At 68.4% G+C, this 12896-nt stretch carries 12 protein-coding genes; 6 read left to right on the forward strand and 6 right to left on the reverse strand.

Annotation, left to right across the window (positions count from 1 at the left end; translation table 11 throughout):
• Both KBX21_RS22855 and KBX21_RS22860 read left to right on the forward strand, forming a co-directional pair.
• A partial coding sequence (locus tag KBX21_RS22855; RefSeq protein WP_210843598.1) for a hypothetical protein occupies nucleotides 1–1244 on the forward strand: 1244 nt, incomplete at its 5' end.
• Nucleotides 1237–1743 (forward strand): hypothetical protein, encoded by a 507-nt coding sequence (locus KBX21_RS22860; RefSeq protein WP_210843601.1) that lies wholly within the window; start codon nucleotides 1237–1239, stop codon nucleotides 1741–1743. The genes KBX21_RS22855 and KBX21_RS22860, both read left to right, overlap by 8 nt.
• Nucleotides 1744–2029: 286 nt before the next feature.
• Here the strand turns inward: KBX21_RS22860 and KBX21_RS22865 are convergent, their stop codons facing one another.
• From KBX21_RS22865 to KBX21_RS22880, 4 genes are all read right to left on the reverse strand, one after another.
• On the reverse strand, nucleotides 2030–2365 hold the full coding sequence (locus tag KBX21_RS22865; protein WP_210843603.1) for a hypothetical protein: 336 nt from the start codon (nucleotides 2363–2365) through the stop codon (nucleotides 2030–2032).
• Nucleotides 2366–2491: 126 nt separating this feature from the next.
• The gene (locus tag KBX21_RS22870; protein ID WP_210843609.1) at nucleotides 2492–3823 is read right to left on the reverse strand and encodes a UDP-glucose/GDP-mannose dehydrogenase family protein; all 1332 of its coding nucleotides are present in this window, start codon (nucleotides 3821–3823) and stop codon (nucleotides 2492–2494) included.
• A gap of 265 nt (nucleotides 3824–4088) precedes the next feature.
• Complete coding sequence (locus KBX21_RS22875; RefSeq protein WP_049569994.1) at nucleotides 4089–4805, reverse strand: hypothetical protein; 717 nt, start codon at nucleotides 4803–4805, stop codon at nucleotides 4089–4091.
• Between the two features lie 20 nt (nucleotides 4806–4825).
• Nucleotides 4826–6340, reverse strand: coding sequence for an LCP family protein (locus tag KBX21_RS22880; RefSeq protein ID WP_049569991.1), 1515 nt, complete (start codon nucleotides 6338–6340; stop codon nucleotides 4826–4828).
• Between the two features lie 343 nt (nucleotides 6341–6683).
• Here KBX21_RS22880 and KBX21_RS22885 point away from each other — a divergent pair, with 343 nt between their 5' ends.
• Nucleotides 6684–7703, forward strand: a complete 1020-nt coding sequence (locus KBX21_RS22885) for a glycosyltransferase family 2 protein (protein ID WP_210843610.1) — start codon at nucleotides 6684–6686, stop codon at nucleotides 7701–7703.
• A 141-nt stretch (nucleotides 7704–7844) separates the two neighbouring features.
• Nucleotides 7845–8915, forward strand: a complete 1071-nt coding sequence (locus KBX21_RS22890; RefSeq protein WP_210843611.1) for a DUF4429 domain-containing protein — start codon at nucleotides 7845–7847, stop codon at nucleotides 8913–8915.
• Nucleotides 8916–8954: 39 nt separating this feature from the next.
• Here KBX21_RS22890 and KBX21_RS22895 read toward each other — a convergent pair whose 3' ends face one another.
• A complete protein-coding gene (locus tag KBX21_RS22895; protein WP_210843612.1) occupies nucleotides 8955–9731 on the reverse strand; it encodes a glycerophosphodiester phosphodiesterase in 777 nt (258 codons plus the stop codon).
• Nucleotides 9728–10474, reverse strand: coding sequence for a 2-C-methyl-D-erythritol 4-phosphate cytidylyltransferase (locus KBX21_RS22900; protein ID WP_210843613.1), 747 nt, complete (start codon nucleotides 10472–10474; stop codon nucleotides 9728–9730). Before KBX21_RS22900 ends, KBX21_RS22895 begins: the two co-directional genes overlap by 4 nt.
• Before the next feature lie 603 nt (nucleotides 10475–11077).
• On the opposite strand from KBX21_RS22900, the gene KBX21_RS22905 reads away from it, so the two are divergent.
• Nucleotides 11078–11923, forward strand: coding sequence for an ABC transporter permease (locus KBX21_RS22905; protein ID WP_017542154.1), 846 nt, complete (start codon nucleotides 11078–11080; stop codon nucleotides 11921–11923).
• On the forward strand, nucleotides 11923–12864 hold the full coding sequence (locus KBX21_RS22910) for an ABC transporter ATP-binding protein (protein WP_049569975.1): 942 nt from the start codon (nucleotides 11923–11925) through the stop codon (nucleotides 12862–12864). Before KBX21_RS22905 ends, KBX21_RS22910 begins: the two co-directional genes overlap by 1 nt.
• The last annotated feature ends 32 nt before the right edge of the window (nucleotides 12865–12896 follow it).

The raw sequence follows: 12896 nt of genomic DNA on the forward strand, positions 1-12896 counted from the left end.
GTTCGAGAAAGAACGACACGGAGAAGCCCCCCAACTGGACGAGCGACTCCGGTGACTCGGTCGACATCAAACCGAACCGTTCCGGGTCCGAGCCCGAACCGGCCCTGGTTCCGAGCAGGAACGACGGTGACGTCCTCACCGAGTCCAAGAAGACCCCCGCCCCTGCCCCAGTTCGAGGCAACGCCACCGACATCGACGCCCCAGGTTCCGGCAACCGCTCAGGCAACGAGATCGCCAATGCCAACCTCGACTCAGATGGCCGGAGAAGTCTTCCTGGTAGCGGCCCTGCTACAGAGAACTTCTCCAGCCGTGACACTAGAGCACAGGAACCTTCATTCACCAACAAGCAAGGGGAATCCTCCTCAAGCGGTCAGGACACCAGCGCTACTAGAGATATCGGGGTGGACCGCATCGGGCAGCCCGACAGGGAACGTGGCAATAGCGTCGACCAAGGCGACAGCTACTCATCGCCTACACCGGTGGACAATTTCCCTACAGGAGACGGGAAGGTAGAGTCCGGAGGGGAGGGTGTAAATCCAACCGGTGGAGGCCAACCTTCTGTCCAGGCCCTGGATTCTCACACGGCCGAGACTTCACAATCAAGGAACAAGTGGGATGACTACGTCGACTTTGGCAATACGGATGCCTCGGGTAGATGGTTTGACGGCAATGGGGTTGCGCATATTGACAAACCTGACTATGTCAGCCATGCGCAAGCCTATGACCGCATCAGAGAGGCGACAGGTGACGTCGATCTAATTGCAGAAGTCACGGGCATAGACAGAGGTGTGATCAATAGGATCAAGGATCATATCTTCAACAAGTCCCATGAGGTAGCGGTAGGGCCCAATGATGTGAGGGTGGGTAAGTTTACCCCGGCGGAGCATATCGCGAAATGGTGGGAGGGTGTGCAGAGGGATCGCATTCCGAATGACGAGAAGCCTTCGTTTCGAAAGTGGCTTGCCCACGAATCGGTCGAGAGTAAGCTGATGGAGTGGGGGATGCCATATCTTTCATCGGACTCTTCTGCTTTTTCCTGGGATCCAGATTTGGACGAGTATTCATCTGTCCCAACGGAGGGTCAGTATGGAGCGCATAACCTAGCTCCATCCGAGGGAATGTTAGCCCCATTTGGCCATTATCTTCCGGAGTGGGGGAAGCCTGAAGGTGATTTGAAGGGGGATCTGTCGAACTCCGAAGAAATCGCCCGGGAAATTTTCGAGAGGTTGCATAAAAATGAGTAGTTGCGAAGAGCTTGCAGTGCGCATTCAGAATATCGATTGGAACGAGAGGCCTCTTCGGCGGGCATCTCAGGTGAGGCTGGTACGAGAGTACCTTAGGAGGTCCGCGCTTTGGGCTGAACGCTTTGGTCCGACTGGATGGCCGTTCTACGATGTTGCCAAAATAGTCGATCCTGAAGTTCGAGCGCCACAGTCCATCGTCGATGAGACTCGGAGTTCGATTTCCGGCGTTGCCACCTACTATGTCCTCTACACCGTCGAATGGGCTCTTCATTTTGCTCATCTCAAGGACGCCGGTGGGGCAAATGTGGATCTGCCGGGACCCTTTGACCCTCTGATGTTGGCATACGAGAGAGGGGACACGATCAACTATACGTCCGCAGGTTTTATAGAGATCGACGGACTTTCGTTGCCTCGGAGTACCAGGGAGAAGTATGCCAAGATTCCTCCACTAGCGGATTTGTCCGAAGAGGGTCTTGCGAGAATTGATGAGGGGGGATAGGCCAAGAATCGACTGCCCTTTCTGTTGAACTGCAGTACAGTCCTCCATGGTGTGGTCGAACTGCACTATGAGAGCGCAGGCGCTGTTGGCGTCCGACACGGAAGCGGCCCTACCGAGAAATTGCTCGACAGGAATCACAAGGTCGACGCCGCAGCAGGGGAGGACTGATCGGGTTGCGGGCCCTCCGTCCGCTCCGCGCCGCAGCGCGTGGGAGTGGGTGTGCCGAGGAAACCGACGGAAAGTCCCGCGTGGTCTGTTCGTACCGCCCTGCGTCGAGGAACGAGCCCTACAGGAACGCGAAGCGGTCCAGCATCCAGCCCGGGGGCAGTTTCTGAAGGTCCTTCAGCGGCTGGCCGTCGGCGACCACGAACCCCTGGTCCCGGTGGTTCCAGGTGCCCTTGATGGTCCACGAGCGGTCCAGGCACTCCACGGGGGACAGTTCGTCAAGGAGCTCGTACTCCGTGTCCGGGCTGTCCACGCGGGTGATCTCGGACGGTCCCGGTCGGGGGGCGTCACGCTGGGAGGAGGGTACCGAGCAGTCCGAGGACTGGGCGTGGGCGGGCGTGGCAGCGGCCACCAGCAGGGCGAGGGCGGCTCCGGCCAGCAGGGGGAACTTCGACATCGGGCTCCGTTCGACTGCCCCGGATAACACCGAGGGTCATGAATTGAGTACGGAGCGAAGTCAATCACGGGTGCGGCGCACACGACGAACGGCCGCCCCCGCAGGGACGGCCGTTCGGTACTGTCGTTACTGGCGGCCCAGCGCCCGGTAGGTCCAGCCGGAGGCGCGCCAGTAGGTCGGGTCGAGCGCGTTGCGCCCGTCCACGATCCTCTTCTGCGCCACCACCGTGGCCAGCTCCTCCGGGTTGGCCTCGCGGAACTCCGCCCACTCGGTGAGCAGCAGGACCACGTCGGCCCCGCGCGCCGCCTCCAGGGTGGACTCCGCGTAGTTCAGCTCCGGGTGCGCCTCGCGCGCCCGCTCCAGGGCGGCCGGGTCGTACACGGTCACGTGCGCCCCCAGGGACGCGATGGTGGACGCCACGTCCAGGGCGGGCGAGTCGCGGATGTCGTCCGAGTTCGGCTTGAAGGCCGCGCCCAGGACCGTCACGGTGCGCCCGGCGAAGTTGCCGCCGATCAGCTGGCGGGCGATGTCGATCGTGCGCGCCCGGCGGCGCTGGTTGATCGCGTCCACCTCGCGCAGGAACGACAGGGCGGGTTCCACCCCGAGCTCGTCGGCGCGGGCCATGAACGCCCGGATGTCCTTGGGCAGGCAGCCACCGCCGAAGCCCAGGCCCGGTCCGAGGAACTTACCGCCGATGCGGTCGTCGTAGGAGAGGGCCTCGGCCAGCTGGATGACGTCGGCGCCCGCGACCTCGGACACCTCGGCCATCGCGTTGATGAAGGAGATCTTGGTGGCCAGGAACGCGTTGGCGGACACCTTGACCAGCTCGGCGGTCTGGAGGTCGGTGACCAGGAACGGCGTGCCCTCGTCCACCTGCTGCTGCCAGAGCGCGCGGACCGCCTTCTCCACTCGGGGGGAGTCGGTGCCGATCACGATCCGGTTGGGCCGCAGGGTGTCCTCCACCCCGAAGCCCTCGCGGAGGAACTCGGGGCTCCACCCGAGCTCGGCCTCCTCGCCGACCGGGGCGAGCGAGGCCAGGCGGGCGGCCAGGGTGGCGGCGGTGCCCACCGGCACGGTGGAGCGGCCCACCACCACGGTCGGCCGGGTCAGGTGCGGCGCGAGCTGGTCCACCGCGGAGTTGACGTACCGCAGGTCAGCGGCGCCGGAGTCGTCCCGCTGCGGCGTGCCCACACAGATCAGGTGCAGGTCGGCGAACTCGGCGACCTCCGCGAAGTCCGTGGTGAAGCGCAGCCGGCCCGTCTGGAGGTTGGCGGTCAGCAGCTCGTCGAGCCCGGGCTCGTAGAAGGGGACCCTGCCGGAGCGGAGCATGCTGATCTTGGCCTCGTCGACGTCGAGGCCGATGACCTCCAGGCCCATCTCGGCCAGGCAGGCGGCCGTGGTGGCGCCCAGGTAGCCGGTTCCGATGACGGAGACCCGCATACGTTCCGCTTCGACCACTGGTGTTCCTTCCTTGCTTCCGCACGCGCCTCAACTGCTGGTGTGCCCGCTGGTGGCGACTCACATCCCGCATGAGGGCAGAAAACGGACATGGTTCGGCCGACGGGTTGTCCGGGGGGACGGTGCATCACCCTACGCGTCGGGGTCTGGCGCTCGATCGAACTACACGTGAACAGTCAGGCGGTCAGATTACCGGCGGGCGGAGGGCGTTCCGCACCGGGGGAGGACTGTCAGGCTTCGTGTGGCAATGCACACCCTGTGCCGACTAGTACCTTCCGTCGTCGAACGACCGGGTGTGACCGGGCTCCTCGTCCACGGGGGTCCACACGGCGCCGGTCTCGCCGCGACGAAACGGTGTCGTGGTCTTGTTTGGATCGTCATACCGCCGCACGGGTGAGGCGGGCGGGGGCACGTCGGGAACGGTGTCGCCCACGGGCCCGCCGTCGGTCCAGGCCCGTTCCGGGGTGACCAACCTGACCGACTCCCCGTCGGGCTCGGGGGCGGCCTCGCGCCGGAACTCCTCGCGGCTGTGGCTGGCCACCACCCGCTCCCGTGAGGGGGCGCCGCCCAGCGGACCGGCGTCGTTGGCCGCCCGCCACCGGGTCGGCGTCGTCGAGGAGACCAGCAGCAGCACGCCCAGAGGGAGCGCGACACCGATCCCCGCGCCGTCGGGGTAGAGGAAGCTCTCCTTGTTGAGCCAGTACAGGGCTGGTCCCACCGAGTCCAGCGCGACCACCGGCCACAGGCACAGCGCGACGAGGAGCAGCCCGGAGGCGCCCGCCGCGAGCGGGGAGAACCTGGACGCCACCAGATAGGCGCAGACGATCCCCACCAGGCACAGCACCACCACGGAGAACACCGCCGCGACACTCACGTCGCCCCGGGTGATCTCTGGCAGGAGGTCGGCGGACCAGGCGACACCCGCCCACAGCACGGGGGCGAGGGCGATTCCGGCGAGCAGGCCGACCAGGTGGCGGAGCACGTGTCCCTTCCTTCGCGGGGCTAGCCGCAGATGTTGTCCTTCGCGGTCGTGGTGGCCGGTTCGGCACCGGTGGAGGGCTCCTCCTCCGGCGCCGCCTCGGTCGCCTCGACCCGGGGTGCCTCGAACGTCGTGTAGTTGAATCCGATCACGACCTGGAGGTCGTCGTCCAGGGTCCGGTCCTCGACGGTCTGTGAACCCGGGAGGGTCCCCGCCAGGTACTCGGCGGCTTGCTCCTGGCCCGGGCCGAACCTGATCTCCGTGGTGGCCACGTCCCGGCTGCTCCAGTTCTCGGCCCCGTCCGTGACGTCGAACCCGGCCGTGGTCAGCTGGTCGTCCATCTGGGCGCCCAGCCCCGGAGTGGCCGTGCCGTTGAACACCCGCAGGCTGACGTCGGACGGGGCCGGTTCGTCGTCGCCCTCGTCGGCCTCCTCCGGCTCGTCCTCGGGCTCCGACAGCGGGCGGTCGGCGTTGATCGCCGCGAACATCTCCCGGGCCGCGGGCTCGTCCCACAGCAGGGCGACGTCGCCGCGCGGCGTCCAGTGCTCCATGTCGGCGATGGGCACCTGCGCGAAGGTGACGTTCTCCAGGTCGAGGTGGCGCATCTGGTACGCGAGGTCGTTGATGGTGCCGGTGTCCAGCCCCTCGTCGACGGTCACCGACGACAGCGCGCTGTCCAGGAACGCGGTCAGCTTGCGCGGGTCGGAGAGGGTCTCGGTGCTCATGGCCCGGTCGAGCATGGCCGACAGCACCTGCTGCTGCCGGTCGATCCGGTCCAGGTCGCCGCGGGCGGTGGCCCGGGTGCGGGCGAAGCCCAGCGCCTCCGAGCCGTCCACCCGGTGCGTCCCGGCCTGCATGTCCAGTTGCGCCTTGGGGTCGTTGATCGCCTCGGGCAGGCACACGTCGATGCCCTCCAGGGCGTCGACCACCTCGACGAACCCGTTGAAGTCCACCTCGACGTAGTGGTCGACCCGCACGTCGGTGACGGACTCCACCGTCTGCACGGCGAGCTGTGGGCCGCCGTAGGCGTAGGCGGCGTTGATCTTGTCGTCGCCCTCGCCGGGGATGTCCACCCACAGGTCGCGGGGGAGACCCACCACGGTGAGGTGGTCGCGCTCGTGGTTCAGGCGGACCAGCATCATGCTGTCGGAACGCTGCCCGGGGGTGGAGCCCACGCTGAGCGCGTTCTGGTCCTCCTTGCTCATCTCGTCCCGGCTGTCGGAGCCGATGACGAGGAAGGTCAGCCCGCCGGTGTCCTCCGGGCGGTCGCCCTCGGCGAGCCCGCCGAACACGTCGAACCGGTTCAGGGAACCGGACATCCACCCGGTGATCGCCCACGAGGTGCCGGAGGCGAGCAGGACCAGCACCGAGAGCACGCTCATCAGGACCAGTCCGTTGCGGTGGCGGCGCACACGCGGCTCGGGCACGGTGAACCTGCCGGACCGGGACGAGCGCCGCCGACCGGGTGGCTGAGGCTGCGAGCGCTCACGTCGGAACTCGCCCGTGTTCCTCTGCCGTCCGGCGTCCTCGTCGCTCATCGGCGTCCCCGTCCCACCCGTTCAACGGTGTCCTAGGTATAGGTACCTGGGTATCTAGGTTGTCACCCGATCGGCCGAAGGGTGCGGGATGTCAACCCTCGGCGTGTTGTTCTCCCCTTTGGGTGAGACGCCTTGATCAGCGGAAGAGTTCTCCGGGACCCGATCGTCTCGTCTCACGTTCGCCCTCGGCGATCCCCCACACACCCGGGCGACCCGGCCGTTCGGTGGGTCCGCGTGCAGTACCGTTGAGCCCGCGCCACCGTCGAGCGAGCCCGGGGCCCCGCGCCCCTGGAGCCCTCACGGTGTCACGCAGTCCCGACAGTCTTGACCTTGGGAAGTGCCCGTGTCCTGGCCGCCTGTCTCCGTCGTCATGCCCGTACTGAACGAAGAGCGCCACCTCGCCGCAGCGGTGGAGCACGTCCTCGCCCAGGAGTACCCGGGCGAGCTGGAGGTCGTTCTGGGCGTGGGCCCCTCCTCGGACCGCACACGTGAGGTCGCCGACGACCTCGCCGCGGCCGACCCGCGCGTGAAGGTGGTGGACAACCCCACGGGCAGGACCCCGGCCGGGCTGAACGCCGCCATCGGTGCCTCCTCGCACGACGTCGTCGCCCGGATCGACGGTCACGCGATGATGCCCTCGGACTACCTCCGGGTGGCCGTTGAGACCCTGGAGGAGACCGGGGCGGACAACGTCGGCGGCATCATGGCGGCCGAGGGGACCACCCCCTGGGAGCGCGCCGTCGCCGCCGCCATGACCTCCAAGGTGGGGGTGGGCAACGCCCGCTTCCACACCGGCGGTGAGGGCGGCCCCGCCGACACCGTCTACCTCGGTGTCTTCCGCCGTTCGGCCCTGGAGCGGGTCGGCGGTTACGACGAGGCGTTCCTGCGGGCGCAGGACTGGGAGATGAACCACCGCATCCGCACCACCGGCGGGACCGTCTGGTTCCAGCCCCGGATGCGGGTCTCCTACCGCCCGCGCCGCAACGTCAGGCTGCTCGCGAAGCAGTACTTCCACTACGGCCGCTGGCGGCGCGTGGTCGCCCGCCAGCACAAGGGCACCATCAACCTGCGCTACCTGGCCCCGCCGGTGGCGGTGGCGGGGGTCGTGACCGGTCTGGTCGGCGGCGCGTTCTTCTGGCCGCTCTGGCTGGTGCCCGCCGCCTACCTCGCCCTGATCACCGTCGCGTCGGCGCCGCTCACCCGCGGCCTGCCCGCCTCCTCGTGGCCGCTCATCCCGGTCGCGCTGGCCGCCATGCACATGTCGTGGGGCATCGGCTTCATCAGCAGCCCGTCCGGGCTCGGCGCCGACTCCCGCACCGCCCGCACCAGCAGCGGCTCCGCGAGCGGGTCCGGCAACGCCTGACCCCGCCCCGGCCGCGTGCGGCGGTCCCGGACCGCCGTACGAGCGCGTCGGCCACAAGTGGACGACGTCCGCCCTCGATCGAGGGCGGACGTTCTGCTAGGCAGGGTTCATCGGGGCAGCGGAGAACTGGAGATGGTGCCAATGGACGAGTTGCGTGGTGACCAGGCCGCCTGGGGGTTCGACGGTGAGTCGGTCTCCATCAGGTACGAGACGAAGGGCTGGTTCAGGAGCCCGCTGCTCAAGCTCCTCGGCAACCTGGAGGTACCGGTCGCCGCGGTCCGGGACGTCGACTTCCGTCCCGGAGCCGGTCGCAGGAACGGCTGGGTGATGAACCTGCGGCTGCACGAGCGCATGGACCCCTACGCGGCCGTGGGCGCGATGCTCGACGAGAGGGCCCAGCCCTTCCGGCTCACCGGTCCGGCCAAGACCGAGCTGGTCGCCGAGTACCTGGCCGACCAGCTCCGGTTCGCCGCGAGCCAGGCGGAGGAACCCGCCCCCTCGACCCCCACCCGTCTGGTCCCCGGCCTCCCGCTGCACGTCATGACCTGCGAGGGCACCGCGCGCCTGGAGGGCGACCGGCTCACCCTGGTCTGGGCGGGCACCTACGCGAGCGGCTACAAGAAGAAGAAACAGCGCCGCGAGTACTCCCTCGCCGACATCAACGGTGTGGAATGGGCGCCGCTCGACGACTGGGGCTGGGGCTTCGTCCGGTTCGTCACGGACGGGAGCGGGCAGGAGGCCTCGGGCAAACCCAAGAATGACCTCAACATCCTCCGGGCGGGCGAGGAGGGCAACGAGATCCACCAGGTCTTCCTGCTCGCCGCCACCGTCACGGCGCACCGCTGGGCGCGCGGCGCCGCAGCCGGGCTCGCCCTCGGCCCGGGCGACGTCACCGAGGAGGACGCCCGGCCCGGTCCCGACGACCCGGAGTGGTGGAAGCACGCGGCCCGCAGCGCCATGGAGACCGTGCGCGCGCCCCGCCTCACCTTGAACCTCCCCGGGGGAGGCAACCCCCGGGTCGACGACGAGCCGGAGGCCCCGGCAGGGGTCGGTCCGGCCCCGGCCCCGGAAGGCGCGGCCACAGGGGCGGCGGGCGCGGACACGGCGTGGATCTTCGAGCAGATCGAACGCCTCGGCGACCTGCACGCCAAGGGCCTGCTCACCGACGAGGAGTTCGGCCAGAAGAAGGCCGAACTCCTCGACCGGATCTGAGGAGTCGGCCCCGGGCCGCCGGGTGCCCGGGACGGGGGCCTAGTCCGCGTCGAGTGCGCCCCAGGCACCGATCGCCGACACCGCTCCCGGCACGTCGTCCACGACCACGGCGTCCATCCCGGCCGCCGCGAAGCGGGCCGCGTCCACCGGTTCCGGGCACCAGGAGATCAACTCCAGTCCGGCCCGGTGCGCCGTCTCCACGGTGTACTCCAGCGCGCGGCGGCCCGGCCGGGGCCCGTCCTCCGCCAGACCCAGGGCCCGGGCGTCCACCGCCACGATCGGGCAGCCCATGCCCACCGCGCCCGGGATCGCGCTGTCCGCCGGGTTGCGCACGTACGGCATCCACGCCGTGGCCACCCCGGGCGCCCCCTCGCGCACCCCCAACAGCAGTCCGGGGTCGAAGGAGCACACGAACATCCTCCGGCGCCCGGCCTCACGCCGCAGGATCGGCAGGACCAGGGAGAGGGTCCGTCGCGACGGAGCGTCCACCCCGTCCTCCATCACCGTCTTCACGTCCACGTCCAGCCCCAGCTCGGGCGGGATCGCGGCCAACCCCTCCTCTAGGCCGACCAGCCCCCGCGCGCGGCACTCCGCCTCGGTGAGGTCCACGATCGCCCGGCCGTCGTCCAGTGCGGCGTTGTGGAAGAGCACCAGGCGGTCGTCGGCGGTGCGGCGCACGTCGATCTCGATCCAGTCCGCGCCGGACCGCGCCGCCAGCTCGAACGAGGCGGGCGTGTTCTCCGTCGCCCCGTCGACCACGCCCCGGCCCGCGCCCCGGTGCCCGATCACCTCGGTCGCCTCGAACACCCCGCTCACGACGCCGCTCCCAGCCCGGCGCCCTCGCGGGACCGGCGCAGCAGTGTCTCGGCCACCTCCACGTCACCCGGGTTGGTCACCTTGATGTTGCTCTCGTCTCCGTGCACGATCCGGACCTCCTCGTCCGGCAGGTACCGCAGCACCACGCCGCAGTCGTCGGTGGCCACCAGTTCGGGGTCGGCCATCGCCAGTTCGTAGGCTCGCCGGACCACCCCCAGCCGGAACCCCTGTGGCGTCTGCATCCGGCGCAGCCGCGAACGGTCGGGGGTCCGCGCGATCGCCTCGCCGCCGTCGCGCCCCGGACCCACCTCGACCACGGTGTCCCCGCTGGGTACCGCCACCCCCACGGCTCCGGCCGAACCGAGCGCGCGGACACAGGCCGCGATCGTCTCCGGCCGCACCAGGGGACGCGCCGCGTCGTGGAGGAGGACCAGGTCGGTGTCGGCCGCCCCCGCCATCGCCGAGAGCGCCGCGAAGGAGGTGTCGGTCCGGGTCTCCCCGCCCGGCAGCACGCGGGTCACCTTGGTGAAACCGGCGTCCGCCACGATCTCCTCGACCCGGCCCACGTACTCCTCGACCATCAGCACCACGATCTCGTCCACCTCGGGAGTCGCCTCGAAGGCCGCGATCGACCGCTCGATGATGGGCCGACCGTCCAACGGCAGCAGTTGCTTGGGGGAGGGTGCGCCCATCCGGGAGCCGACGCCTCCTGCCAGGACCGCCGCGATCACCCGTGTGGACATGGGTTTCCCTTTCTCTTTGGGCCTCCGCTCCGCTTCGGCCCGTGTTCGGCGCCGTCGCGGAGGGATCTGGGGTTCAGGCAACACAGCATCCTCGCCCACGCCTGGCTCGTTCCTCGCTGGCGGCTTGACTCGTCCCGCACGAGTCGAGGTGGACAGGTCCTCCTCGCGGCTGAGCTGTCCGGTCGGCCCCACGGCCGTGGCGGACACGCACGGGGAACGGCTGGGCAAAGGTGCGTGGAAACGCTGACCCTAGTCGAACCGGCCAGCCGTGTGGCGGACGGCCCCGGCGGGCGCGTGACCGGCGATCCCGTCGGCCCCGGACCCGGTCGCTCACCACACGAATGCGGCGAGCACGGCACGGGGTTGGCACGGTCTGTCCCATGCAGAGGTAACCTATGGACGCCTGTTGGGCGTGCCCGGTCCCTACCTCCTCTGATTCGGTAGTGGAGACGGGCGCGGTGCGCGACTTCCCCCGGTCGCCCGGATGCCCCCTCTTCCGGTCCGGTGAGGAACCGACCGCGCGACCGCGTAGACGGTCGGTGCGCGCAGGCGAGTTCGTAGACGCGACAGTCCGGCACATCGTGATCCGGACGATCTCAAACCTTGGAGGTGGCGGTGGCGTCAAGGACGCTGGCCGTCTGGGAGAACCGGAAGGTCGTCGGCCTCCTGGTCCGGCGCGACCTGAAGGTCAAGTACCAGCAGTCCGTGCTGGGGTACGCCTGGACGATGTTGGAACCCCTCGCGCTGACGTTGGTGTACTTCTTCATCTTCGGTTATGTGCTCCAGGCCGACCGCGGCATACCCGAGGATGCCAAGGCGCAGGGTGGTTACATCCTCTTCCTCGTCGCGGGCATCCTCCCGTGGACCACCTTCGGGGCGATCCTCAGTGAGGCCCCGCGAGCGATGATCACGCACTCGAAGCTGATCACCACCATGAAGGTCCCCCGTGAGATCTTCCCCATGGCCACCGTCGGCACCAAGTTCGTCGAGTACCTGCTGACCTGGCCGGTCCTGCTGATCTTCGTGTTCGCCCTGGGCGGCCGCTTCAGCTGGGAGGGCATGCTCTTCTGGTTGCCGCTGGCGATCGTGCTGACCTTCATGTTCGGCCTCGGCGTGACCCTGTTCCTGTCCGCGGTCAACGTGTTGCTCCGTGACGTGGAACGACTCACACGTATCCTGACCCGGATCCTGTTCTACGGGTCGGCGATCCTGTTCCCGGCCACGATGGTCCTGAGCTCGGGTGCGCCCGGCTGGGCGAAGACCCTCTACGAGCTCAACCCGTTGATGGGTATCTTCCAGATGCACCGTACGGTGTGGTTCGCCGGATTTGAGGAACTCACGCCCAGTCCTCTCGCGTTGACCTCTGCGGTGGTCGGTTCGATCCTGATGCTCGTCATCGGGTACTGGACGTTCCGGCGCCTGGAGATGTCCGTTCTGAAGGAGTTGTGATGGCGTCCACCTACGAGGCCGCGGTCGCCAGCGGTCCGGTCATCGAGGCCGAGGGCCTCGGTGTGAAGTTCGCCGTGAACCGCCGACGCAAGCGCAGCCTCCGTGAGATGTTCATCCACGGCAACAAGCGCGACCCCAACGCCGAGGGCAACGAGTTCTGGCCGCTGCGGGACGTCTCCTTCGAGATCGCCAAGGGCGACTGCGTGGGCATCGTCGGCAAGAACGGCACCGGCAAGTCGACCCTGCTCAAGATGATCGCCGGGGTGCTCCTGCCCGACGAGGGCAAGGTCAGCGTGCACGGCAAGGTGGCGCCGCTGCTGGAGCTGCGCGCCGGGTTCAACGACAACCTGACCGGACGCGAGAACGTGTACCTGGTCGGCTCGCTGCACGGTATGAGCGAGAAGGAGATCGACGAGCGTTTCGACGACATCGTCGACTTCGCCGAGGTCAAGCCGAAGTTCATCGACACCCCGGTGCGGCACTACTCCAGCGGCATGAAGGTGCGGTTGGGCTTCGCGCTCATCTCGCAGCTGGAGCACCCGATCATGCTGGTGGACGAGGTCCTCGCGGTCGGCGACAAGGCCTTCAAGCGCAAGTGCTACGAGGCCATCGACCGCATGCTCGCCAACGAGCGCACCATGGTGCTGGTCTCGCACAACGAGAAGGACCTGCGCCGCTTCTGCAACCGGGGTCTGTACATCAAGGGCGGCGCGCTCGCCCTGGACACCGACATCGACTCCGCGTTGGCCGCCTACAACGAGGACACCAAGGCGGAGATCGACGAGCGCAAGAAGAAGGACGCCGCGAAGAAGAAGCGCGCCGAGGCGGCGGAGAAGAAGATCGAGGTCGAGGAGAAGACCACCGATCCCGCCCCGGGCGACGCCGCTCCGGAGCAGCCCAAGGACGGCGACGAGGGCAAGGACGGCGGACAGGCCGCCTAACCCCCCGACAAGCCCACAAAGAGCGCATCCCG

This window comes from Nocardiopsis sp. B62 (assembly GCF_018070675.1).
Taxonomy (GTDB): Bacteria; Actinomycetota; Actinomycetes; order Streptosporangiales; family Streptosporangiaceae; genus Nocardiopsis; species Nocardiopsis prasina.

What these genes read in the sequence shown, in the direction of transcription:
- KBX21_RS22900 (WP_210843613.1), bottom strand. Translation starts at nt 10,474, where the DNA reads ATGTCCACACGGGTGATCGCGGCGGTCCTGGCAGGAGGCGTCGGCTCC.
- KBX21_RS22910 (WP_049569975.1), top strand. Translation starts at nt 11,923, where the DNA reads ATGGCGTCCACCTACGAGGCCGCGGTCGCCAGCGGTCCGGTCATCGAG.
- KBX21_RS22860 (WP_210843601.1), top strand. Translation starts at nt 1,237, where the DNA reads ATGAGTAGTTGCGAAGAGCTTGCAGTGCGCATTCAGAATATCGATTGG.
- KBX21_RS22865 (WP_210843603.1), bottom strand. Translation starts at nt 2,365, where the DNA reads ATGTCGAAGTTCCCCCTGCTGGCCGGAGCCGCCCTCGCCCTGCTGGTG.
- KBX21_RS22880 (WP_049569991.1), bottom strand. Translation starts at nt 6,340, where the DNA reads ATGAGCGACGAGGACGCCGGACGGCAGAGGAACACGGGCGAGTTCCGA.
- KBX21_RS22890 (WP_210843611.1), top strand. Translation starts at nt 7,845, where the DNA reads ATGGACGAGTTGCGTGGTGACCAGGCCGCCTGGGGGTTCGACGGTGAG.